The organism is Bradyrhizobium sp. 4, assembly GCF_023100905.1.
Classification (GTDB): domain Bacteria; phylum Pseudomonadota; class Alphaproteobacteria; order Rhizobiales; family Xanthobacteraceae; genus Bradyrhizobium.
In genome coordinates this window covers 4,340,475-4,364,326 of the sequence record NZ_CP064686.1, presented here as the reverse complement: position 1 = coordinate 4,364,326, position 23,852 = coordinate 4,340,475, and the positions used below count along the sequence as shown (strand labels likewise).

General features: G+C 64.7%; 21 protein-coding genes and 2 tRNA genes. 11 read left to right on the top strand and 12 right to left on the bottom strand.

Annotated features, from left to right (window positions below; translation table 11 throughout):
• The first annotated feature begins 2 nt into the window (after nt 1-2).
• Both lon and IVB45_RS20445 read left to right on the top strand, forming a co-directional pair.
• Nucleotides 3-2,426 carry an endopeptidase La gene (lon, locus tag IVB45_RS20450; protein ID WP_007603504.1) on the top strand — a complete coding sequence of 808 codons (2,424 nt, stop codon included), beginning with the start codon at nt 3-5 and terminating at the stop codon, nt 2,424-2,426.
• An 88-nt stretch (nt 2,427-2,514) separates the two neighbouring features.
• Nucleotides 2,515-2,919, top strand: coding sequence for a GFA family protein (locus IVB45_RS20445; RefSeq protein ID WP_247356262.1), 405 nt, complete (start codon nt 2,515-2,517; stop codon nt 2,917-2,919).
• 34 nt (nt 2,920-2,953) lie between these two features.
• Here IVB45_RS20445 and IVB45_RS20440 read toward each other — a convergent pair.
• Nucleotides 2,954-3,030, bottom strand: a tRNA-Val gene (locus IVB45_RS20440).
• Nucleotides 3,031-3,158: 128 nt separating this feature from the next.
• Here IVB45_RS20440 and IVB45_RS20435 point away from each other — a divergent pair.
• Entirely contained in the window at nt 3,159-4,019 is an 861-nt protein-coding gene (locus IVB45_RS20435) for a methyltransferase domain-containing protein (protein WP_027567216.1), read from the top strand.
• Nucleotides 4,020-4,096: 77 nt separating this feature from the next.
• Here IVB45_RS20435 and IVB45_RS20430 read toward each other — a convergent pair whose 3' ends face one another.
• The 6 genes from IVB45_RS20430 to IVB45_RS20405 all read right to left on the bottom strand — a co-directional run bounded on the left by IVB45_RS20430 (nt 4,097) and on the right by IVB45_RS20405 (nt 11,413).
• Entirely contained in the window at nt 4,097-5,059 is a 963-nt protein-coding gene (locus IVB45_RS20430) for a cation diffusion facilitator family transporter (protein WP_247356263.1), read from the bottom strand.
• A 2-nt stretch (nt 5,060-5,061) separates the two neighbouring features.
• Nucleotides 5,062-8,271 (bottom strand): CusA/CzcA family heavy metal efflux RND transporter, encoded by a 3,210-nt coding sequence (locus IVB45_RS20425; RefSeq protein WP_247356264.1) that lies wholly within the window; start codon nt 8,269-8,271, stop codon nt 5,062-5,064.
• Nucleotides 8,264-9,241 carry a divalent metal ion exporter adaptor subunit IhpB gene (ihpB, locus tag IVB45_RS20420; protein ID WP_247356265.1) on the bottom strand — a complete coding sequence of 326 codons (978 nt, stop codon included), beginning with the start codon at nt 9,239-9,241 and terminating at the stop codon, nt 8,264-8,266. The genes IVB45_RS20425 and ihpB overlap by 8 nt, the downstream gene beginning before the upstream one ends.
• Nucleotides 9,238-10,512 (bottom strand): divalent metal ion exporter subunit IhpA, encoded by a 1,275-nt coding sequence (ihpA, locus tag IVB45_RS20415; RefSeq protein ID WP_247356266.1) that lies wholly within the window; start codon nt 10,510-10,512, stop codon nt 9,238-9,240. The genes ihpB and ihpA overlap by 4 nt, the downstream gene beginning before the upstream one ends.
• Before the next feature lie 55 nt (nt 10,513-10,567).
• Nucleotides 10,568-10,930 carry a hypothetical protein gene (locus IVB45_RS20410; protein ID WP_247356268.1) on the bottom strand — a complete coding sequence of 121 codons (363 nt, stop codon included), beginning with the start codon at nt 10,928-10,930 and terminating at the stop codon, nt 10,568-10,570.
• Between the two features lie 120 nt (nt 10,931-11,050).
• Complete coding sequence (locus IVB45_RS20405) at nt 11,051-11,413, bottom strand: hypothetical protein (protein WP_247356270.1); 363 nt, start codon at nt 11,411-11,413, stop codon at nt 11,051-11,053.
• A gap of 213 nt (nt 11,414-11,626) precedes the next feature.
• Between IVB45_RS20405 and IVB45_RS20400 the strand changes: the two genes are divergently transcribed.
• Nucleotides 11,627-12,520, top strand: coding sequence for a hypothetical protein (locus IVB45_RS20400; RefSeq protein WP_247356273.1), 894 nt, complete (start codon nt 11,627-11,629; stop codon nt 12,518-12,520).
• Nucleotides 12,521-12,574: 54 nt separating this feature from the next.
• Here the strand turns inward: IVB45_RS20400 and pepT are convergent, their stop codons facing one another.
• A complete protein-coding gene (gene pepT / locus IVB45_RS20395; RefSeq protein ID WP_247356274.1) occupies nt 12,575-13,825 on the bottom strand; it encodes a peptidase T in 1,251 nt (416 codons plus the stop codon).
• 102 nt (nt 13,826-13,927) lie between these two features.
• Complete coding sequence (locus IVB45_RS20390) at nt 13,928-14,281, bottom strand: HU family DNA-binding protein (protein WP_256468853.1); 354 nt, start codon at nt 14,279-14,281, stop codon at nt 13,928-13,930.
• Between the two features lie 178 nt (nt 14,282-14,459).
• On the opposite strand from IVB45_RS20390, the gene IVB45_RS20385 reads away from it, so the two are divergent.
• Nucleotides 14,460-14,536 (top strand) — tRNA-Asp (locus IVB45_RS20385).
• Nucleotides 14,537-14,739: 203 nt separating this feature from the next.
• Nucleotides 14,740-15,573, top strand: a complete 834-nt coding sequence (locus IVB45_RS20380) for an FkbM family methyltransferase (RefSeq protein ID WP_247356276.1) — start codon at nt 14,740-14,742, stop codon at nt 15,571-15,573.
• A 91-nt stretch (nt 15,574-15,664) separates the two neighbouring features.
• Here the strand turns inward: IVB45_RS20380 and IVB45_RS20375 are convergent, their stop codons facing one another.
• The 3 genes from IVB45_RS20375 to IVB45_RS20365 form a co-directional block, all read right to left on the bottom strand.
• Nucleotides 15,665-15,868 (bottom strand): hypothetical protein, encoded by a 204-nt coding sequence (locus IVB45_RS20375; protein ID WP_007603528.1) that lies wholly within the window; start codon nt 15,866-15,868, stop codon nt 15,665-15,667.
• 142 nt (nt 15,869-16,010) lie between these two features.
• Nucleotides 16,011-17,306, bottom strand: a complete 1,296-nt coding sequence (locus IVB45_RS20370; protein ID WP_346015282.1) for an MFS transporter — start codon at nt 17,304-17,306, stop codon at nt 16,011-16,013.
• 61 nt (nt 17,307-17,367) lie between these two features.
• Complete coding sequence (locus IVB45_RS20365) at nt 17,368-18,558, bottom strand: aromatic ring-hydroxylating dioxygenase subunit alpha (RefSeq protein ID WP_247356279.1); 1,191 nt, start codon at nt 18,556-18,558, stop codon at nt 17,368-17,370.
• A 180-nt stretch (nt 18,559-18,738) separates the two neighbouring features.
• Here IVB45_RS20365 and IVB45_RS20360 point away from each other — a divergent pair, with 180 nt between their 5' ends.
• From IVB45_RS20360 to IVB45_RS20340, 5 genes are all read left to right on the top strand, one after another.
• Complete coding sequence (locus IVB45_RS20360; protein ID WP_027567203.1) at nt 18,739-19,254, top strand: MarR family transcriptional regulator; 516 nt, start codon at nt 18,739-18,741, stop codon at nt 19,252-19,254.
• 201 nt (nt 19,255-19,455) lie between these two features.
• The gene (locus IVB45_RS20355; RefSeq protein ID WP_247356396.1) at nt 19,456-21,708 is read left to right on the top strand and encodes a TonB-dependent siderophore receptor; all 2,253 of its coding nucleotides are present in this window, start codon (nt 19,456-19,458) and stop codon (nt 21,706-21,708) included.
• Nucleotides 21,709-22,281: 573 nt separating this feature from the next.
• Nucleotides 22,282-22,647 carry an NADH-quinone oxidoreductase subunit A gene (locus IVB45_RS20350; protein WP_007603535.1) on the top strand — a complete coding sequence of 122 codons (366 nt, stop codon included), beginning with the start codon at nt 22,282-22,284 and terminating at the stop codon, nt 22,645-22,647.
• On the top strand, nt 22,638-23,225 hold the full coding sequence (locus tag IVB45_RS20345; RefSeq protein ID WP_007603537.1) for an NADH-quinone oxidoreductase subunit B: 588 nt from the start codon (nt 22,638-22,640) through the stop codon (nt 23,223-23,225). Before IVB45_RS20350 ends, IVB45_RS20345 begins: the two co-directional genes overlap by 10 nt.
• 11 nt (nt 23,226-23,236) lie before the next feature.
• Nucleotides 23,237-23,851: an NADH-quinone oxidoreductase subunit C gene (locus tag IVB45_RS20340; protein ID WP_018455092.1), complete on the top strand. Its 615-nt coding sequence runs from the start codon at nt 23,237-23,239 to the stop codon at nt 23,849-23,851.
• Nucleotide 23,852 lies beyond the last annotated feature (1 nt).

Here is a 23,852-nt window from a genome sequence, read left to right as displayed (position 1 = left end):
CCATGACCAATCCAAAACCCAGGCCAACCATCGTTCATGGCGAAACGCACGCCTACCCCGTGCTGCCCCTGCGCGACATCGTCGTCTTCCCGCACATGATCGTTCCGCTCTTCGTCGGCCGCGAGAAGTCGATCCGCGCGCTCGAAGAGGTGATGAAGAACGACGCGCTGATCATGCTCGCGACCCAGAAGAACGCGTCCGACGATGATCCGGCACCCGATTCCATCTACGAGACCGGTACGCTTGCCAGCGTGCTCCAGCTCTTGAAGCTTCCCGACGGCACCGTGAAGGTGCTGGTCGAAGGGCTCGAGCGTGCGCGCGTGCAGAAGTACACCGATCGCGCCGACTATTACGAAGCGACTGCGATTGCGCTCGCCGACACCGATGCGAAGTCGGTCGAGGCCGAGGCCATGGCGCGCTCGGTCGTGTCCGACTTCGAGAGCTATGTGAAGCTCAACAAGAAGATCTCGGCCGAGGTCGTCGGCGTCGTGCAGGCGATCACCGATTTCGCCAAGCTCGCCGACACCGTCGCCTCGCATCTCGCCGTCAAGATCGCGGATCGCCAGGGCATCCTGGAGACGCTGTCGGTCACGCAGCGCCTGGAGAAGGTGCTGGGCCTGATGGAGAGCGAGATCTCGGTGCTTCAGGTCGAGAAGCGCATCCGCTCGCGCGTCAAGCGCCAGATGGAGAAGACCCAGCGCGAGTACTATCTCAACGAGCAGATGAAGGCGATCCAGAAGGAGCTCGGCGACGACGACGGTCGCGACGAACTCGCCGATCTCGAAGAGAAGATCTCCAAGACCAAGCTCTCCAAGGAAGCGCGCGAGAAGGCGCAGCATGAATTGAAGAAGCTGCGCCAGATGTCGCCGATGTCCGCGGAAGCGACCGTCGTGCGCAACTATCTGGATTGGCTGCTGTCGATCCCGTGGAACAAGAAGTCCAAGGTGAAGAAGGATCTGGAAGCCGCGCAGGCGGTTCTGGATGCCGATCACTACGGGCTGGAGAAGGTCAAGGACCGCATCGTCGAGTATCTCGCCGTGCAGTCGCGCGCCAACAAGCTGACCGGCCCGATCCTGTGCCTCGTCGGCCCTCCCGGTGTCGGCAAGACCTCGCTCGGCAAGTCGATCGCCAAGGCGACCGGGCGTGAGTTCGTGCGCGTGTCGCTCGGTGGCGTGCGTGACGAGGCCGAGATCCGAGGTCACCGCCGCACCTATATCGGTTCGATGCCCGGCAAGATCATCCAGTCGATGCGGAAGGCGAAGTCGTCCAATCCGCTGTTCCTGCTGGACGAGATCGACAAGATGGGCGCCGATTTCCGCGGCGATCCGTCCTCGGCTTTGCTCGAGGTCCTCGACCCCGAGCAGAACGCGACCTTCAACGACCACTATCTCGAGGTCGATTACGATCTGTCCAACGTGATGTTCATCACGACCGCGAATACGCTCAATATTCCCGGGCCGCTGATGGACCGCATGGAGATCATCCGGATCGCGGGCTACACCGAGAACGAGAAGGTCGAGATCGCGCGCAAGCACCTGATCCCGAACGCGGTGTCCAAGCACGGCTTGGACTCCAAGGAGTTCTCGATTGACGACGATGCGCTGCTGCTTCTGATCCGCCGCTACACCCGCGAAGCGGGCGTGCGCAATTTGGAGCGTGAGCTCTCCACACTCGCCCGCAAGGCGGTGAAGGAGCTGATGATCTCCAAGAAGAAGTCGGTCAAGGTCACCGAGAAGACTCTGGAAGAGCTGCTCGGCGTGCCGAAGTACCGCTACGGCGAGATCGAGAGCGAGCCGCAGGTCGGCATCGTCACCGGCCTTGCCTGGACCGATGTCGGCGGCGAGTTGCTGACGATCGAAGGCGTCATGATGCCCGGCAAGGGCAAGATGACGGTCACGGGCAATCTGCGCGACGTGATGAAGGAATCGATCTCGGCGGCGGCGTCCTACGTCCGCTCGCGCGCGATCGTCTACGGCATCGAGCCGCCGCTGTTCGACCGGCGCGACATCCACGTGCACGTGCCGGAAGGCGCGACGCCGAAGGACGGTCCGTCGGCGGGCGTTGCGATGGCCACCGCGATCATCTCGGTGATGACCGGCATCCCGGTCCGCCACGATGTCGCGATGACCGGCGAGATCACGCTGCGCGGCCGCGTTCTGCCGATCGGCGGCCTGAAGGAGAAGCTGCTGGCTGCTGCCCGCGGCGGCATCAAGACGGTGCTGATCCCCGAGGACAACGCCAAGGATCTCACGGAGATTTCCGATGCGATCAAGGGCGGCATGGAGATCATCCCGGTCTCCCGCCTCGACGACGTCGTCGCCAAGGCGCTGGTCAAGAAGCCGGTGCCGATCGTCTGGGAAGAGGACACCAAGGTCACGGTCAAGCCGGACGGCGACGAAGCCGCCGGCGGCCTGACCGCTCACTGAGGTCGCAGCTCGAAAAGATGATAAAACGGCGCCTTCGGGCGCCGTTTTTGTTGTGGGGGCATTTTGTTTTGGGCAGTGGATGACGACAATGCACATCGACGGGCAATGCCATTGCGGCGCGATCACCTTTGAAGCCGAGATCGATCCCGAGACGGTGTCGGTCTGCCATTGCCGGGACTGCCAAACCCTAACGGGTTCGCCGTTCCGGGTGACGGCGATCTGCACCAAGACCGACGTCAAGCTGACCGCCGGCACGCCCAGGATCTACGGCAAGCGCGGCGACAACGGTCGGATGCGCTTCCAGCACTTCTGCGCCGAGTGCGGTTCCCCGCTGTTCACGAGCGGCGAGGGCGACCAGGAGGACGATTGGGGCATCCGCTGGGGCAGCATCCGCCAGCGCGACAAATTGCGGCCCGTCAGGCAGATCTGGTGCCAGTCGGCGGCGGTGTGGATCGACGCGGTGCCGTTGCTGCCGGGGCGGCCGGGGGATTGAGGTTCGGCTTGCCCAGCCGCGAGCGAGCGAAGGCTGGTGGGCGGTCACGGATTCGAACCGCGGACCCTCTCGGTGTAAACGAGATGCTCTAACCAGCTGAGCTAACCGCCCCACGGCGCCTCTTTAGCGCCCCCTCGGGTGTTGGAGCAAGAGGCGGCCGCACCGCAAATCATGCTCATTTGAACCGCTTGATGGCCTTCCGGCGTGGTATCACGACCGGCAAAACGACAGAGGCCCCAATGGAACAACCAAGCGGACACGAGCAGAACGCCGATCAGATCGCCTACTGGAACGGTCCCAGCGGGCAGCGCTGGGCCGATCGCCATGCGGCGCAGGAGAGCCTGCTCGGACCAATTGCCGATGTGCTGATCGACCGCGCCAAGCCGAAGCCGGGGGAGCGCGTCCTCGACGTCGGCTGCGGCTCCGGCGCGACGACGTTCGCGTTCGCGAAGGTTGTCGCGCCTGATGGCTTCGCGCTCGGGCTCGACGTCTCCGAGCCGATGCTGTCGCAGGCGCGCGCGTTTGCGCCAAAGGGCCTGCCGCTCGATTTCGTGCTGGCGGATGCGACGGTGCATCGGTTCGAGCCGGCCAGTTTTGACCTGCTAGCCTCGCGGTTCGGCGTGATGTTCTTCGCTGACCCGATCGTGTCTTTCACCAACCTCCGCCGCGCATTGAAGCCGACGGGGCGGCTGGCGTTTGCCTGCTGGCGCGAGCCGAAGGAAAATCCCTGGATGATGGCGCCGCTGATGGCGGTCTACAAACACGTGCCCAAGATGCCGCCGGTCGGGCCGGACGAGCCGGGCCCGTTCGCCTTTGCCTCCGAAGAGCGCGTAACGCGCATCCTGAAAGGCGCGGGCTTCGTCGACGTCGCGATGGAACCGCACAATCTCGCGATGGATGTCGCGATCGGCGGCGGGCTCGATGCCGCGGTCGAGGGCTCACTCCAGATCGGCCCCGCCAGCCGCGCGCTGCAAGGCCATCCGCCCGAGACGTATGCCGCGGCAAAAGCCTCGATCCGCGAGATGCTCGCCCCGTTCCTGAAGGGGTCGAGCGTGGCGCTCCAGGGTGCGATCTGGATCGTGACGGCGAAGGCGGCGTAGGCGCCGCTCTGTCCCCGTCATTGCGAGCGCAGCGCGCTGCGCTCGCAATGACGACGGGACGCAGCCACGCAACTACCTCACACCACATCATCCGGCGCCAGCGCGCAGCCGTTGTCGGGATGCGTCTCGACCTGAAGGGTGGTGTGGCCGATGCGGTGGGAGCGCTTCAGCATCTGCGCCGTCTCCATCAGGAATGCATCGCCGGCGCCGGTGGGCATGACGAGATGGCAGGTCAGCGCCGTCTCAGTGGTCGAGATCGGCCAGACGTGGAGATCGTGGATCGCAGTGACGCCGGGCCGCTCCAGCAGTAGGATCTTGATTGCGGCAATGTCGGTGCCCCTGGGCGCGGCCGCCATCGACATGTCGATGGAGCCGCGGAGCAGGCTGGTGGTGCTCCAGAGAATGGTGGCGCAGATGACGAGGCTGGTGACGGGATCGAGCCAGAGCCAGCCGGTCCAGATGATCAGCGCCGCCGAGACCACGACGCCGAGCGAGACCACGGCGTCGGCCGCCATGTGCAGATAGGCGCCTTCGATGTTGATGTCGTCCTTGCGCCCGCGCGCGAACAGCATGGCCGTAAAACCGTTGATGAGGATGCCGATGCCGGCGACCACCATTACGGTGATGCCGGCGACGGGCTCCGGTTCACGCAGGCGCAAAAACGCTTCCCAGCCTATCGCACCGGTCGCGACCAGCAGGAACACCGCGTTCGCCAGCGCCGCCAGGATGGTGGAGGCGCGCAGGCCATAGGTGAAGCGGCCGCTGGGCGCGCGCCGCGCCGCGATCGACGCGCACCAGGCCACGACCAGGCCGAGCACGTCGCTAAGGTTATGGCCGGCGTCCGCAAGCAGGGCGGTGGAGTTGCCGATATAGCCGTAGACGGCCTCGGCCAGGACCAGCGCGGTATTGAGCGTGATGCCGATCGCGAACGCCGTGCCGAAGCTGGCGGGCGCATGGGCATGGGCGTGGCTACCATGATCGTGATCATGGCCGTGGCTATGATCGTCGTGATGATGGCCGTGATGGTCGTGGCTGCCCACCTCTAGCGCTCCCTGGACGCTGCCAAATCAGGCGCCATTGTAGGCGTTTCGGCAGCCCCGTCACGGCGGAACAGCACGTAGAGCGCCGGCAGCACCAGCAGCGTCAGCACGGTTGAGGAGATGATGCCGCCGATCACCACAGTCGCGAGCGGCCGCTGCACCTCGGCGCCGGCCCCGGTAGCAAGGGCCATCGGCACGAAGCCGAGGGACGCGACCAGCGCCGTCATCAGCACCGGACGCAGGCGTGTCAGCGCGCCCTCGCGCACCGCGTCGGCAACGGGCTGGCCCTCGCTGCGCAGCCGCTCGATGAAGGCGATGATGACGAGCCCGTTGAGCACGGCGACGCCCGACAGCGCGATGAAGCCGACGCCGGCGCTGATGGACAGCGGGATGCCGCGCAGCAGCAGCGCCATGACGCCGCCGGTCAGCGCCAGCGGCACGCCGGAGAACACGAGGGCCGCATCCGCCGCCGATCCCATGCCCATGAACAGCAGCAGGAACACCAGCAGCAGCGCCACCGGCACCACGAGCGTCAGCCGCTTGGTGGCGGAGACCAGTTGCTCGAACTGTCCGCCCCAGCCGATCCAGTAGCCCGGTGGCAGCTTGACCTTCTCCGCGACGGCGTTCTGGGCCTCGGCGACAAAGGAGCGCAGATCGCGCCCGCGAACGTTGGCCATAACCACCACGCGACGCTTGCCGTTCTCGCGGCTGATCTGGTTGGGTCCCGGTGCGATCTCGATCGCCGCGACGGAGGACAGCGGGACATAGCGCAACGCCGCGTTTCCGCCCGGCCATGCGGTCTTGGTGACGGCCGGTACATCCTCGCCCGGCGGCAGCGGGATCGGCAGCGACTTGATCGTGTCAGGGTCGGCACGCAGGCTTTCCGGCAGCCGCACCACGATGTCGAAGCGGCGATCGCCCTCGAACAGCTTTCCGACCGGCTTGCCGCCGATCGCGATCTCGACCACGTTCTGCACCTCGCTGAGGCTGAGGCCGTAGCGTGACAGCGCCTGGCGGTCGAGCCTGACGGTGAGGATCGGCAGGCCCGCAATCTGCTCGGTCTTGACGTCGGCCGCGCCCTCGATGGCGTGGACGACGCCGTTGACCTGCTGGGCGATGCCGGCAAGCACGTCGAGATCGTCGCCGAAGATCTTCACGCCGACGTCGCTGCGGATGCCGGCAATGAGCTCGTTGAAGCGCATCTGGATCGGCTGGGTCATGCCATAGGCCGTGCCGGGCAGGGTGTTGGCGGTGCGTTCGAGCTCGGCGATCACCTCGTCCTTGGGCTTGTCCGGGTCGGGCCATTCGTCGCGTGGCTTGAGCGTGACATAGGTGTCGGTCATATTCGGTGGCATCGGATCGTTGGCGATCTCGGCGGTACCAATCTTGGAGAAGATGGTCGCGACCTCCGGTACCTGCTTGATCGCCATTTCCAGCCGCAGCTGCATGCCGACGCTCTGGGTCAGGCTGGTGCCGGGAATCCGGATGGTTTCGATGGTAATGTCGCCTTCGTCGAGGCTCGGGATGAATTCGCCTCCCATGCGCGTCGCGGCGAAGACGCTGCCGGCAACGATCAGCATGGCGCCAAAGGCGACCATGCCACGGTAGCGGATGGCGCGGTCGAGCAGCGGCACATAGAACCGCTTGGCCGCTCTCATGAAGATGTTCTCCTTCTCCGAGACCTTGCCGGTGACGAAGATCGCAACCGCGGCCGGGACGAAGGTGATCGACAACAGCGCCGCGCCGGCGAGGGCCATCAGCACGGTCAGCGCCATCGGCGTGAACATCTTGCCCTCGGTCCCCGTCAGGGTCAGGACCGGCAGGTAGACCACGGCGATGATCATCGTGCCGAACAGGCTCGGCTTGATGACCTCGCTGCTGCCGGCGCGGATTGTCTCCATCCTCTCCTCGAGCGACAGCAGCCGGCCGCGCCTGTGCTGCTCGGCAGCGAGCAACCGCAGACAGTTCTCCACGATGATGACCGCGCCGTCGACGATGATGCCGAAGTCGATCGCGCCGAGGCTCATCAGATTCGCGCTGACCTTGCTCTCGACCATGCCTGTGATCGTGAACAGCATGGAAAGGGGAATGACACAGGCGGTGATCAGCGCGGCGCGGATGTTGCCGAGGATCAGGAAAAGCACAGCGATCACCAGCGCCGCGCCCTCGACGAGATTCTTCTCGACGGTCTGGATGGTGGCTTCCACCAGATGCGTGCGGTCATAGACGGCGCGCGCGATCACGCCGTCAGGGAGCGATTTCGCGATCTCCGTGAGCCGGGCCTTCACGCGCTGGGCCACCGTGCGGCTGTTCTCGCCGATCAGCAGCATGGCGGTGCCGAGCACGGTTTCGCTGCCGTTTGCGGTTGCTGCGCCCGAACGCAGGTCCTGGCCTTCCTGGACGTCGGCGACGTCGCGGATACGCACCGGGACGCCGCCGCGCGAACCGATCACGATGTCGCGGATCTCGGCGATATTGGCGACCTGGCCCGGGGCGCGGACGAGATATTGCTCGCCGTTGCGCTCGATATAGCCGGCACCGACATTGGCGTTGTTGGCGGCCAGCGCCGTCATGATGTCGCGAAAGCCGAGTTTGTAGGCCATCAGCCGGCCGGGGATCGGCAGCACGTGGAACTGCCGCTCATAACCGCCGATCGAGTTGACCTCGATCACGCCGGGAATGGTGCGCAGTTGCGGCTTGATGATCCAGTCCTGGATGGTGCGCAGCTCCGTCGGCGTGAACTCGGCACCGGTCTGTGACCTCGCGCCGGCCTTGGCTTCGACGGAGTAGACATAGATCTCGCCAAGGCCGGTCGAGATCGGGCCCATCGCGACCTCGGTTCCGGCCGGAAGCTGGTCCTTCGCCTGCTGGATACGCTCGTTGACGAGCTGCCGCGCGAAGTAGATGTCGGTGCCGTCCTGGAATACGACGGTGACCTGACTCAGGCCATAGCGTGAGATCGACCGGGTGTATTCGAGCTTGGGCAGCCCGCCCATCACGGTCTCGATCGGGAAGGTGATGCGCTGCTCGGATTCGAGCGGCGAGAGGCCCGGGGCACGGGTGTTGATCTGGACCTGCACGTTGGTGACGTCGGGGACCGCGTCGATCGGCAGGCGGGTGAAGTTCCAGGCGCCGAAGCCGCCGGCCGCGAGCGCGAACAGCAGGACAAGCCAACGCTGCTGCAGCGAGACCGCGATGAGACGCTCAATCATGTTCGGCCTCGCCCTTGCCCATCTCCGCCTTCACGACAAAGCTGTTTTCCGCCACGTAATGCTCCCCGGCCGAAAGGCCGGCCCTGATCTCAACATGGCGCGGATCGGAATCGCCTAGCTCCACCGGACGCGCCTCGATCTTGTCGCCATCCTCGCGGACGAACACGATGGTCCGGTTCTCCAGGGTCTGGATCGCGCTTCGGCGCACGGCGACCGCGACGTTGCGAGCGGCGAGGATCAGCCGTGCCGTGACGAACAGGCCGGGACGCAAGCGTCCGTCCGGATTTGGCAGCACCACGCGCGCCAGTGCGGTCTGGGTCTCGCTCGAGCCGATCGGGGCCATGTAGGAGATGGTGCCCTTGATCTCGCCGCGGCCGTCGTCTGGATCGATCAGCACCTCGTCGTTGAGGCGGACGCGCCGCAGGTCCTGGCGGTAGATCGACAGGTCGACCCAGATGGTGGAGAGGTCGGCGACGACGAAGGCCGGCTTCTGCTCGGAGGCGTATTCGCCGAGCGAGATCTGCCGCTCGATGATGGTGCCGGCAATCGGCGCCTTGAGCTCGTAGACGGTGAGGCTCTGGTTGCTCTCGATCGCGGCGAGCAGATCGTCCTTGCCGACCTTGTCGCCGATGCGCTTCTGGATCGATTTAGCGACGCCGGGAAAACGCGGCGTCACCTGCACCACGGCTTCCTGGTTGGCGCGCAGGATGCCGTTGAAGGCGAGCGTGTCGGTCAGCGTGACGCTCGCGGCTTCCGCCAGCGTCACGCCTGCGGCTGCAAGCTTGACGTCGGAGATGCGGATCCGGTCGGCGCCGTGCTCGTCCTGTTCGACATGGTCGTTCGGCTTCTCCGGCCTCTTGTCCGCGGCGTGTTCGGCATGCTCGACCCTTGTTGGGGCCAGCAGGGAATAGCCGTAAGCGCCAAGTGCAGCGGCAAACAATGCGACGAGGATGGTGGAGGACGTCTTCATCGTGCGCTCTCCCGCGCCAGCGTGAAGGGATTGCCGACGAGGCCTTCGATGGTCGCCACCCCCGCGTGGAAATTCTGCAGCGCCTCCTGCTCGCGCAGCCGCGCCTGGGTGACGCTGGCCTGGGCATCGAGCACTTCGAGCAGGCTGAAGCGGCCCTGGCCGTAGCCTTGCGCGATGGCGTCCGACGCTTCGGTAGCCTTGGGAATGGCGCTCTCGCGCAGCACCGCGAGCTCGCGCAGCGAGCCCTGCAGCGAGTCGTAGGCGCGGCCGGCGACCACAATCAGCGTGTTGCGGTTGGCCTCGCGCTCGGCCTTGGTCTTGGCAAGGCTTTCCTGCGCCGAGAGGATATTGCCCTGGTTCTGGTCGAACACGGGGATCGGCACCGAAACGGTGAGGCGCGCCGCGTCGTCATTGGTCTCGTTGAAATGGCGCCAGCCGGCGGCGATCCGCACGTCGGGATAGGGCCGCAGCCGTGCCAGCAACAGCTCGGCGTTGCGCTGGGCATAGATCGCGGTCCAGCGCACCAGCTGCGGATTGGCATCGATCGCGGCGACGACCGACTGGAATGTCGGCGGCCGTCCCATGGTGTCGAGCCGTCCGGAGACCTCGCCGAATTTCGGTGCCGCGTCGCCCATCAGGACCGCAAGCTCGCGCCGGGCGCTGGCCAGCGTCGCCTTGAAGCGCTCGCGGTCGGCCTTCACCAGGGCGGATGCCACTTCCGCACGGCCGGTCTCGGCCGGCGAGGAGGCGCCGGCCTCGACGCGTCGGCGCAAAAGCGGCGTCAGCCGGTCAATGGCGGTGATCTGCTCGTCGAGGATCTGGATGCGCCGCTGTGCGCCGAGCACGCTGAGGAAGGCGATCGCGGTCTCCGACAGCACCTCCAGCCTGACGGCCTTGCGCTGAATCGCGGCGACCTCGATGCCGGCGACACCCGCGGCGATCCGCGCGTCGCGCTTGCCGAACAGCTCGAAGGCCTGGCTGATCTGGAGCGTGGTCTCGGCCGATCGCGTGCCGCGATAGATGCCGGACCCGAACGAATTGTCCTGTTCGTAGGTCAGCTCCGGATTGAGAAGCGCACCTGCCTGGATGCGCTGGCCCGTGGCGATGCCGACATCGCGCTCCGCCGCGGTCAGCCGCGGGCTCGTGGCCAGCGCGCGCGAGAGCGCGCTCCGCATCGTCAGAGTCTGGGCGTGAGATGGCGCAAGCGCCAATCCGACAATCAGACACGCTGCCGCGCACGCCAGGCGCGCGGCCATTCCCCTGTAAAACATGAAACCGACCTGTGAAGGATGAACCTCATGGGCGCGGAGCGCCCGACCAATCCGTTCAGGCCATCTGTTTGGGAGGCGGGGAGTCGGTATCGGGAATAATGCCGGCGAGCCGGGGTGCGCGTTGCGGGCGCGATGCGGACACGAGCCCGATCGATGCGGCCGGTGGCGCCGGCTGCGCCACCGTCACCGAGAAGCAGCCATGGCAATGATGACCGCCGATGGCCTTGTGGTCGTTGTGATCTCCCGGGCCGTCAAGGACGGCGCTGATCTCCGAGCCGCCACCGGGCGTGGTGACGTCGATGTCGTGCAGGCCATGCAGCGCTCCCGCGAGCAGGTAGACAACCGCGATCAGCACAGACAGCAGCCCGCGCCAGTTGCGCGGCGGGCATGATCCTGAGGGCTGGCGGTTCGCGAGCACGATTTCACTCTGGTTGCGGTCTGTGTCCGGCCTAGCATGGGGGCGGGAACAGTGTCGACCCGCAACATTGTTACGTCCCTGGAACAATTGCCGCAGCGATTGCGAAGACGACAGCGCTTCTCATTGGCGCGTGATCAAGCTCAGCTGGGCATCGGCTGACGTTCCGCTTGCTGCGTTCGGCACATCGCCCGCTTCGACCGTCACGACGGCGCGACAGCCGGCTTCCATGGCCCGTTCCAGCCATTTGATGGCTTCATCAATCCACTGGTCGTGGTGCTCGGGATCGGCGATCGCCTTTTCCCGGAATGCATCTGCCTGATGAAGGCACGCGGTTCTGCGATCCACGCCGCTCTCCCGATCCGGAGGTTCCGCCCCTATCGCATCCTTGATGATCGGAGAGCCGGCGTCGTTAACATAGGACAGGAACCGCCGCCCAAAAAGAAAGCCCAGCCGGGACTGACCGGCTGGGGCTTTCGTGCTCACAAACTTCATCCTTGGGACTTGGACACCTAATCCGCATCGCGCCGGTTCGTTCCCGCGCGCTCGGTCCAGTTTGGAACGTTCTTTCTTCGTTGTGATTAGCGACGAGGAGAAATCGAGGAGGACGGACTATGGACGGATTGATTTATCTCATCGGCTTGATCGTCGTCGTCATGGCGATCCTGTCGTTCTTCGGCCTGCGCTGAGAGAGCGGCGATGACGATGGAAACTCTCATACGGGAAGACATCATGGAAGGCGGCGGCGTCGCTGCCGATGACCGGAGCACCATTCAGTGGAGCTCGGTGATCGCAGGCGCGTTGGCCGCTGGCGCAATGTCGTTCATCCTGGTCGGCTTTGGTGTCGCCGTCGGACTGGGCGTCAGTTCAGCCTCGCCGACATGGCGCGATGCATCGGCGGCGCTGGCTTTGCTGTCGGGGCTGTATCTGATCATCCAGGCGATTATCAGCTTCGGCTTCGGCGGCTATGTCGCCGGCCGGACAACGCGACCAGCCCCGACGATCACAACGATCGAAGACGACGGCGAACGGCGGGACGGGCTGCATGGCCTGATGTCCTGGGCGCTTGCCGTGCTGCTTGGTGCCGCTCTGCTCGCGATACTCGGCGCAGCTGCGATTGATCGTTCGCCGATGCGCAGTTCGGCGAGCAATACCTCCGCCGCCGAGCCTCTGTTGAGCTACGAGCTGGACAAGCTGTTTCGCGCGCCGCGGCGGCCCCCTAACACCGACCTCAGGGAAGCCCGCGCCGAAGCAGGACGCATCTTGATGACGTCATCGAGCCACAGCGGCATCAGCACCGATGATCGGACCTATCTGGTGCAGCAGGTGGCCGCGCTGACGGGACTCGCCGCTCCCGACTCGGAACGACGGGTCGACGCGCTGATCGCGGATTCAAGGACGGCGATCAATCGGGCGCGGCGTAATTCCATCATCGTCGCCTTCTCCGTTGCCGCAGCAACCCTGATCGGCGCTGCCGTGGCCTGGGCTGCGGCGGTGGCCGGCGGGCGGCACCGCGATGGAGAGCCGTTGCCGAACTGGATGGCAAGCTCGAACCGCTTCCATCGCTCTCCGCGCGCGATGCCGGTGCCCTGACGTGCAGGACGATGGCCGGGAGCGATCCCGGCCATGGTCTTTTGACGAGAGGCGCTAGGCCTTCTCCTCCCAGATCATGGCGAGGTGCACGATCGTCTGCACCGCCTTCTCCATGTCCTGCCGGCTGACCCATTCGAGCCGGGAGTGAAATGCGTGCTCGCCGGCGAAGATGTTGGGGCAGGGCAGGCCCATGAAGGAGAGGCGCGAGCCATCGGTGCCGCCGCGGATCGCGGTGCGCATCGGGCGCAGGCCGGCGCGGCGGATCGCTTCGATGGCGTATTCGAGAATATGCGGGTGACGATCGATCACCTGCTTCATGTTGCGGTACTGCTCTCGCACCTCGAATGTGTAGGTCGAGCGCGGAAAATCCTTCATCACGTCCTTGACGATGTTATCGAGCAGGATCTCCTTCTCCTTCAGCCCTTCCTCGGTGAAGTCGCGCACGATGAAGGAGAGCGTCGCCTGCTCCAGCGCGCCCTCGATGCCGATCGGATGCAGAAAGCCCTGCTTGCCTGATGTCGTCTCGGGCGAGCAGCCTTCGCGGGGCAGGCGCTCGACGATGGCGGCGGCGATCTTGATCGCATGCTCCATCTTGCCCTTGGCATAGCCGGGATGGGCGCTGACGCCGTTGATGGTGATGGTGGCGCCGTCCGCCGAGAAGGTCTCGTCCTCCACGCTGCCCGCGCTCTCGCCGTCCATGGTGTAGCCGAACTCGGCGCCGAGCTTCTTGATGTCGACATTGTCGACGCCGCGGCCGATCTCCTCGTCGGGCGTGAACAGGATCTTGATGGTGCCGTGCTTCACGTCCGGGTTGTTGATGAAGAAATGCGCGGCATCCATGATCTCGGCCACGCCCGCCTTGTTGTCGGCGCCGAGCAGGGTGGTGCCGTCGGTGGTGATGATGTCGTTGCCGATCTGGTTCTTCAGCGCCGGATGCTCGGCGAAGCGGATCACCTGGCTGGTGTCGCCCGGCAGCGTGATGTCGCCGCCGCGATAGTTCTTCACGACCTGCGGCTTGACGTTCTTGCCGGTAACGTCGGGCGAAGTGTCCATGTGCGAGCAGAAGCAGATCACCGGCACCTTCTTCGTCGTGTTCGCCGGGATCGTTCCGTAGACGTAGCCGTAATCGTCGAGATGCGCGTCCTCGACGCCCATCTGCCTGAGCTCGGCGGCGAGCACACGGCCGAGATCTTTCTGCTTCTCGGTCGAGGGCGAGCTCGGGGATTCCGGATCGGACTGGGTGTCGATGGTGACGTAGCGCAGGAAGCGCTCGGTCACGGTATGCGAAAAGGTGAGGGAGGACATTTCTGGTCAAACCGCCGGGTCAGGGGAGAGGGGCGGTATACCAGAAAAGCAGGGCGCGGTGAGGCCGGAGGACGCTGATCAGGCTTAACGAAACGTGAGGGGTCAGATCGCCTCTTTCAGTTCCTTGACCGGGCGGAAGGCGACCTTCTTGCTGGCCTTGATGTGGATGGGCTCGCCGGTGGCGGGATTGCGGCCGGTGCGGGCGGCGCGCTTGCGAACCTGGAGGATTCCAAGCCCGACGATCCGGACGCGGTCGCCCTTCTTCAGGTGCTTGGTGATCAGGTCGACCATGTCGGTCAGAACGGCCTCAGCGCGCTTCTTCGACAGGTCCTGGCTCTCCGCAATGTCGGCAGCGAGGTGCTTGAGCGTGATGGTGGCGGGAGCGGCAGCCTTCTTCGCCATATCTGGCCTCCTCGATGCTTGCCGGTGGTCGGGTGACGATCCCTGAACCGCCAAGTTCCGGAGGCGTAGACGATTCGGGACCGGACTGACTACGCCGCGGCATGAGCGCGGGTCACGTCCGTGCGCGCCCTCGACGGAAATCCGCCCCGTTCAGGCTGTGGACGCAACATCCTTGACTTCAACAGGTCCGGCCTTTAAGTCCCCCCTCGTTCCGCAGACATTTGCGTGTCACGCGGGAGTAGCTCAGTTGGTTAGAGCGCCGGCCTGTCACGCCGGAGGTCGCGGGTTCGAGCCCCGTCTCTCGCGCCATTTTTGGCAATCCTTTCATACCCTTACCTTCAAATCCTGATCTCGCTTCGATCGCGGGTCGCTCGCGCCCCGACTTCCGCATGCTTTGTTGTCTTCGACCCGCGCAAAATTCCCTCGCCCGCGCGACGGTCGCCAGACGCTCGAGTTGATCGCGCCGTTGATCACAGGGTACCGCTCAATCCGGGATTGTTCGGATCGAGTTGATGCAGACAGCCGATTTCAGCGCGACGTTGCAGAATTTGTTCGCGAAGGGCGTGCGCTACGGGACCGTGATCGATCTGGGCTGCGCCGACGGGCACTTCGTGCTCAACCATCAGTCGTGCCTCAGCGGCGCGGTGCCACTCAACGTCGACGCTAACAGGATCTATGAGGACTCCCTCAAGGCGATCAAGGAGGTGCTTGGCGGGCATTATCGCATTTGCGCCATCACCGACCACGAGGGCGAGATCGGGATCACGGAATCCGTGCATCCTTACTGGTCATCGCTGCGTCCCGCGGGCGACGTCTACTGGTCGCGGGTCAACGACCTCACCACCAGCAAGGTGAAAGTACCGGCGACGACGCTTGATGCGCTGGTCGAAGAGCTGTCGCTCAAGCCGCCGTTCCTGCTCAAGCTCGACGTGCAGGGCGCCGAACAGGCCGCGCTGACGGGCGCGCGCGACGTGCTCGAGAATTGCAGCGTGGTCGTCTGCGAGACCGACGTTGACGACTTCCAGGACATCAACGCGATGCTGCTGGCCGCAGGTTTCTTCCTCTACGATTTGACGACGCTGCAGCGCCTGCGCGACGGAACGCTCGGCTGGTTCTACCCGGTCTTTGTCAGCGGCAAGCTCGCCCATCTGAAGCCGCAGGCGTTCTGGGACGCCGGCGACAATGCTGCCGTGATCGGCGTGCAGGAGACGCGCCGCAAGATGATCCTGGAGCAGAACAGGAAGGCCCTCAACCGGCTGCGTTATGGGCAGAGCGGTGTCGGCCGCAACGATCCCTGTCCCTGCGGTTCAGGCGAGAAATCCAAGCACTGCTGCGGCAGCTATTGACCCGCTTCATGTTGGCTCACTCGCTCGTCGCCTGAATCAGAAAGGCCGCCCGAAGGCGGCCATTTGGTATCAAACCGGACCTTTTTCGTCCTCAGCGGATCTCTGACGTCCCGGCGCTGGTGACGACGACCGGCTTGCCGGCCTTGATCACGTGGGCGGACTGGGCGGTCTGGCTGTAATCGGCATTGGTGCGAGCTGCGATCCCGAAGGCGGCCACCGTGATTCCGGCTACCAGCGCCACTACCACGATCTTGAGGTGGGTCGCACGATCAGCAGAGTGAATGGAGTGGTTCATCTGAGCCTCCCGACGGGCTTTGCCGCCGTCTATGGCTCTTCTTGTAAGGACCGTCTGTTTCCGGATGGTTTCGCGGGTTCCGCAAAATGGTTTCATCTCCCCGCGAGCGGGTTTCGCCAGGGAGAGGCGTCCGGGGCCGGCGTCAGGCTGCGGCCCGGCCGATATCGTCCCGGATCGAGCGCGCCGCCCAGACGAACAGGAGCGCCCCCAGCGTGGTCGTGACCGCCGCCGAGAGCAGGGAATAGCGCACCGCGTCGGCGCCGTAAGCGCCCTTCAGGGCGTCGTTGACCATGCCCACGGCGAGCGGGCCGACGCCCTGGCCGAAGCAGGTGGCGGTGAGCGCGATCAGGGCGGAGGCCAGCGCCCGCATGCTCGGCTTCGCCACCGTCTGCGCAATCGCGAAGATCGGCCCGAGATGGAAGCCGACCAGGAACGAGGTCAGCGCCAGCATGGCCACCATCATCGCAAAGTCCTGCGTCAGCATGCACAGCGCGAACACCGGGCCGGCAAGGCCCGAGGTGATGGCGGGCGCCCACAGCTTCCAACGGTCGTCGCGGCGGCTGATCTGCGCCACCACGAAGCCGCCGAGCAGGGTGCCGGCCATGCCGGCGAGCCCCTTGAAGGTGCCGGCATAGGTGCCGATCTCGGCGCTCGACAGATGGTGCACGCGCGCCAGGAACGGCGGGATCCAGGCCGCGGTCGCGTAGTTCGTGTAAGTGGTGAGGCAGAAGCCGATCAACACGATGATGAAGCTCTGCTGCGAGGCCAGGAAACGCAGCGTCGGCCCGAGCGGCTCAGGCACGAAATTCTCCTGCATGGCGCCGCGCTTCGGCTCGGAAATCGTCAGCCACAGGATAATAGCGAGCAGGATGCCGGGCAGGCCCGCGACGTAGAACGCCATCCGCCAGCCGTAGTGCTGGTTGACGTAGCCGCCGACGAAATAGCCGAGGAAGACGCCGAGATAGGTACCGACGGCGTAGATGCCGAGCGCGCGCGGACGCTCGTTCTTGGCGAAGAGGTCGGCGACGATGGATTGCGAGGCGGGCGAGCCTGCGGATTCGCCGATGCCGACGCCGATCCTCGCCAGCGCCAGCGACGTGACGCTCGAAGCAGCGCCGCACAACGCCGTCATCGCGCTCCAGAACGCAAAGGCGACGGCGACGATGTTGCGCCGGTTGAGCCGGTCGGCGACGCGCGCGATGGGAATGCCGAGCAGGGAATAGAACAGGGCGAAGCCGAAGCCCGCGAGCAGGCCCATCATGGTGTCGCTGAGCTGGAACTCCTTCTTGATAGGCTCGATCAGCACGTTGAAGATCGTGCGGTCGAGGAAGTTCAGCGCGTAGATGATCGTGAGCAGGCCCAGCACGTAATAGCGCCGCGCCGGGGGTTTTGCCGTGGCGGCCGTTTGCACCGACATTTGTGACGTCACATCGACCATCGCTTCCCCCAATTAGTCTTTGTTGTCGTTGTCGGTCCAGCTTTGATTGGAGCTGGTTGCTTCACGCGTCGCGGATGTAATTCCCCGCTTCGAATTCGACCGGAGGCGCGCTCACATCGAAGGAGATTCCGATCGGATCGCGGCCTGCTTCCATCGCCTCGAGCTGCTCGCTCAGCATGCGTCGGATCATGAGGATGCCGCGGTCGCTCTGGCCGAAATGCTCCTCGGAATGGATGGTCTGCGGTCCCTGGCCGACCTGGGCTTCATAGTCGCCCGGAAATTGCTGGTGCTCTTCCTCGGTCATGTCCCACCAGAATTTGCCGTTGAATTTCGAGCGCATGCGGCCGATGTCGCCGGGGTTCTTGACGCGGCCGGCGACGTAGATGCGGAACGCGGTGTCGTCGATCGGCAGCGTCCAGCCGATCGACTCGACGCGGGCGAACTGCGCCACGCGCGGGTTTGGCACGACGCGCAAGGTGGGGAGTGCCGCCTCGGTGACGCGGAAAAACACCTTGCCGTCATCCTGCTTGCGGATCGAGCGCACGGCGATCCCGCGCGGCGTCTTGTCGAACGTCACCTCCGGCATCGACGCCATCATGTTGGTGAATTGCGGACCCGAGAAGGAGCCGTGCAGCACCGGCACGTGGTAGGGATCGACCACGTTCTCGAAATGCTGGAGCCAGTTGCAGGGGATGATCGCCGGACCACCGCCGCCGATCGAAGAATCGTCCGCCTCCACGAACTCGCCGTCGTCCATGGTCTCCAGGCAATCATAGGCCGGCAGCACGGGGCGTTTCTCGGCCGAGCCCATATAGGCGAAGATCAGCCCGTAGCGCTCCTCGACCGGATACCAGGGCTGGCGCACCTTGTCCTTGAACTGGCCGCCGTCGGGCTCGCAGGGCTGCTCCAGGCAGTGACCTTCGGTGTCGAACTTCCAGCCGTGATAGCAGCAGCGGATACCGTCCTCCTCGACCTTGCCGTAATAGAGCGTGGTGCCGCGGTGGCAGCAGCGGGCGTGGAGCAGTCCGGCGCGGCCGTGCTTGTCGCGGAACAGCACCAGATCCTCGCCGAGCGCGCGAACCTTTTTCGGGGTGTCGGTGGCATCGCTGATGAGCCCGACCGGATGCCAGTAGCGTCGCAGCAGTTCGCCCATCGGAGTGCCGCGCACGACCGAGGTGAGCTCGGTGCGCGTGTGCGCCGGCTTCATCGCATAGGCCGTGCCGAGATCGCGATCTCGCTGGGTGATGGTCATGCTGATCCTCCCGCTGTCGGCCTTGCTGGCTCGGCTTGTGACGCCCTGAACACCAGTGAAGGGCTGATCGATGACAATGTCAACGAATTTCCAGATGCCTCTTAGTCGCATTCGGATCAGGCTGGGGAGGTTGCGCTACCAAGACTTGGCACGCCGCGGCTTTCTTGGCAGAGGTGGATCATGAGCCAGACATCAAGCAGGGCCGGGCGCGCATCGTCCGATGCGGACGAAAGTCAGTCGCCGGCGCCGATCACTGTGATGCTGTCGTCGCGGCTGATGGTGCTGGCCAATTTGCTCAAGCGCGGCGCCATCCTGCGCTACAAGCGTCTCGCCGGATTGTCCTCGGTCGAGTTTGGCCTGGTCGCCTCGCTCGGACGGCGGCCGCCGATGAGCGTGGCGCGGCTTGCGGAAGCTGTCGGCCAGGACAAGGGGCAGATCAGCCGCGCGCTTGCGGAACTCGTCTCGCGCAAGCTGATCGCGAAATCAGCGAACCCGAAAGACAGCCGCGAGGTTCTGGTCTCGCTGACCGCAACCGGCCTTGCGGCGCATGATGCGATCGTCGCCGGTGCGCAGGAGCGCAATCGGCGCCTGCGCAAACATCTGAGCGAAGCCGAGTTCGAGGCGCTGCTGCAGCAGGTCGATCAATTGACGACGATCGCTGCCGAGATGCTCGAGAGCGAGAAGACTTCGCGCTGACGTTTCGGCAATCCGGGACATGTTGGATCGCTTCCAAGAATCTTTCCAAGAACACTTCCAAGACTCTTTCTAAGAGGCTTTCAATTAGGGAATTCGCGCGCGCTCCCCTAAGCGTCACCGCAAGCGCATGCCGTCATGGGACTGACGGCATGGGCAAATCAAAACACGCAGTTTTGGGGTTGCGCGTTGAACAGTCTTGGAATGCTGCGGTCGGCCGTATTGGCGATCGCATCCGCTTGGGTTTTGGTGCCGCAATCATCGCTTGCACAATCTCCTGCGCAGAGTGGCGCGCAGAACATTCCGTCGGTCACCGTCACCGCGCCGGAAGCGCGCCGCCGGGCGGCGCCCTCCGTCCAGCGCCGCGCGCCGCGATCATCCCAGCAGACCGCCAACCGAAGCAAGCCGCAGCCGCAGCGCAATGTCGGTTCCGTGGAGACCCCGCTCGGCCCGGTGCACGGCTACGTCGCCGGCCGCAGCTCGTCCGGCACCAAGACCAACACGCCGATCATGGAGACGCCGCAGGCGGTGTCGGTGATTGGCGCGGAGCAGATCCGCGACCAGAAGGCAAACAAGCTCGACGAAGTCCTGCGCTATACCGCCGGCGTCCGCGCCGGGACCTTCGGCGCGGACACGCGCAACGACTGGTGGCTGATCCGCGGCTTCAAGTCCGACGACGTCGGACTGTTTCTCGACGGCATGCAGCTGTTCTACACGTCCTATGCGAGCTGGAAGCTTCAGACGCCCAACATGGAGCGCGTCGAGGTGCTGCGCGGTCCGTCGGCCGTGCTCTATGGCGGATCGAGCCCGAGCGGCATCGTCAACGTCATCAGCAAGATGCCGCCGGCGGAGCCCGTCCGTTTCATCGAGACCGGCGTCAACAATTTCGGCAACGCTTATGTCGGCTTCGATGTCGGCGGTCCGGTCGCGACGACCCCTGAGAACGGCAAGCTGTTCTACCGCGTCGTCGGTCAGGTCCAGAACGGCCCTACGCAGGTCAATTTCACCCCGGACAACAACTACTTCATCGCGCCGTCGGTGACCTGGAAGCCGGACGCCGACACGACGTTCACGGTGCTGGCTTCAGCTTCCCGGCAGGAAACCCGCGGCATCAACTTCCTGCCCTATGAGGGCACGGTGACCAACGCTCGGTTCGGCAAGATCCCCACCAGCTTTTTCGCCGGCGATCCCAGCGTCGACAAGTTCACGCGCGAGCAGGAGATGCTGGGCTACCAGTTCGAGCGCAATCTCACCGACGATCTGACGTTCCGGCAGAATGCGCGGTTTGCCCACGTCGATGTGACCTATCGCGGCTACGTCGGCAATAATTGGGCTGACATCAACACGGGCAGTCTCGGTCGCTATAATTGGTATGCAAAGAACACCGCCAATCAGGCCAATCTCGACAACCAGCTGGAGTACCGCTTCAACACCGGCGCGGTGCGGCATACGATGCTGTTCGGGGTCGATTTGAAGGGCTACCAGATCGACGATTATCAGGCTTTCAACTTCGGCACCGTTCCTTCGATCAATGTCTTCAATCCCGCCTATGGATTTGACATTCCATTGACGGGCGCACCGTTCCGCAACTTCCAGATCACGCAGAAGCAGGCCGGCACCTATCTTCAGGACCAGATGAAGCTCGGCAACTTCACGCTGGTGCTGAGCGGCCGCAACGATTGGGTCGAGACGACGCAGGCTGGCCGTGATACCGGCGCCACGCTCGCCAGCCGCGACGACAGCAGGTTCAGCGGGCGCGCCGGGCTGATCTACAATTTCGACAACGGCATCGCGCCCTATGTGTCTTACGCCACGAGCTACAATCCGATCATCGGCCTCAACGCGCAAAACCAGCTGTTCCTGCCGGAGACCGGCCAGCAGGCGGAAATCGGCGTGAAGGTCGCGCCGCGGGGATTTGACGGCTACTTCACCGCTTCGGTGTTCGACCTGAAGCGCCAGAACGTGGCAACCACTGATCCTGTCGTCACGACCTTGCAGAACCAGACCGGCGAGGTGACATCGCGCGGCATCGAGCTCGAAGCGGTGGCGAACGCCACGCGTGAGCTGAAGCTGATCGGCTCGTTCACGGCCTACCATTTGTTCAACAGCAGGGATCTGGACCCGTCGTTGGTCGGCAAGACCCCGACCAACACGCCTGAGCTCCTGGTGTCGGGCTGGGCGGACTACACCTTCAAGGACGGGCCGCTCGCGGGGTTCGGCTTCGGCGGCGGCGTCCGCTATGTCGGTTCGTCGTGGGCGGATACCGCCAATACCCTCGAGGTTCCCGCGGTCGTGCTCGGCGATCTCGCGCTCCACTACGAGTGGCAGAACTGGCGCACCGCGCTGAACGTGGTCAATCTGACCGACAAGGTCTACGTCGCGAGCTGCGCAGCGGCGTCCTCCTGCTTCTACGGCGACCGCCGGCGCGTCACCGCCAGCGTCTCCTACAAATGGTGAGGCAAATGACGAGAACAGGCGAGGGAAGGCCATCGTGAGAGCCTGACCGGCTCGTCACTGGCTTCCAACCACGAGATCGATGAGCTCGCGGGCCATGCCCCCCGGCCCGAAGCTCATGCGAGCGCGGCGCGCGACGATCCAGCCACGTCGCCGCCGCGCTCGCCATTGATTTTCCGCGGCGGCGGAAGCGGGCGCCGCCCGCCCGACGCATTCGCCAGACGAGCCCGGGTCCGATCGTGATGCATGGCTCCCAGATCGCCCGCCCGATGGTGGGCGCGCCTGTCCTCGTTGTAATCTGGACATTGCTGCGTCGCGGCCTAGATAAAGTGAGCCTTCTCAACAACGGACGTCACGGCCCAGCGGGTGTGACTGATCGGGGCGCCCTTGCTGGGGCTGTCGATCTGCTCCATACCAGCCGCGGGGTGATTCCGGGATTTCCACCGTTCTGAGGGCGACAAAGGGCCTAAAAAGAGCGTGTCTTGCGCCCATTGGTGCACTGCGCTAAGGCTCAGAACAATTCCAAACTGGACGAATCCGTGGCTGTCCCGAGGCTGCGGGAAAAAGGGCTCGTCAATGAGCGGCATTCTGCAGAACTATCTTCCACTCGTCGTCTTCATAGGGGTAGCGGGCCTCATTGGTCTGGTGCTGCTGATCGCGCCGTTCATCGTGGCGTTCCAGCAGCCGGACCCGGAAAAGCTGTCGGCGTATGAGTGCGGTTTCAACGCCTTCGACGACGCCCGCATGAAGTTCGACGTCCGCTTCTATCTGGTCGCCATCCTCTTCATCATCTTCGACCTCGAGGTGGCGTTCCTGTTTCCCTGGGCGGTGGCGTTCGGCAAGCTTGGCGCGACCGGCTTCTGGTCCATGGTGGTGTTCCTTGGCGTGCTGACGGTCGGGTTCGCCTATGAATGGAAGAAAGGCGCACTGGAATGGGATTGAACCCTGTGTCGTCCGCCGGTCCGGTTCTCGCGCCGGCCCCCAAGGGCATCCTGGACCCGTCGACTGGCAAGCCGGTCGGGGCCAATGATCCGTTCTTCCTCGAGGTCAATTCGGAACTGTCCGACAAGGGCTTCTTCGTGGCCGCGACCGACGACCTCATCACCTGGGCGCGCACCGGCTCGCTGATGTGGATGACCTTCGGTCTCGCCTGCTGCGCGGTCGAGATGATGCAGGTGTCGATGCCGCGCTACGACGTCGAGCGCTTCGGCTTCGCGCCGCGTGCTTCGCCGCGTCAGTCGGACGTGATGATCGTCGCCGGGACCCTGACCAACAAGATGGCGCCCGCGCTGCGCAAGGTCTACGACCAGATGCCCGAGCCGCGTTACGTCATCTCGATGGGCTCCTGCGCCAACGGCGGCGGCTATTATCACTATTCCTACTCGGTCGTGCGCGGTTGCGACCGCATCGTGCCGATCGACATCTACGTGCCGGGCTGCCCGCCCACGGCGGAAGCGCTGCTCTACGGCGTGCTGCTGCTGCAGAAGAAGATCCGCCGCACCGGCACCATCGAACGCTAAGGTTTCACGTCATGGACGACGCCAAGCTCGACGCCCTGGGGCAGACGATCGTTAGCGCGCTTCCGGGCGCCGCCATCGGTCATTCGGTGGCCTTCAACCAGCTCACGGTGGATGTCGAGGTCAGCAAGATCGTCGAGGTGGTCAAGTACCTCCGCGACGACCCGAACTGCCGCTTCATCAACTTCACCGACATCACGGCGGCGGACTATCCCTCGCGCGAGAAGCGCTTCGACGTGATCTATCACTTCCTGTCACCGACCCTGAACGCCCGGATCCGGCTCAAGGCCCAGGCCGACGAGACCACGCAGGTGCCGTCGCTGATCGAGGTGTTTCCCGGCGCCGACTGGTTCGAGCGCGAGGCCTACGACCTCTATGGCGTGATCTTCGTCGGTCATCCCGACATGCGCCGCCTCCTGACCGATTACGGCTTCGAGGGTCATCCGCTGCGCAAGGATTTCCCGACCACCGGCTTCCTCGAGGTCCGCTACGACGACCAGGAGAAGCGGGTGGTGTACGAGCCGGTCAGGCTCAACCAGGAATTCCGCAAGTTCGACTTTTTGTCCCCGTGGGAGGGCGCCGACTATCCGGTCCTTCCGGGTGATGAAAAAGCGGGGCCGAAGGTCTGAA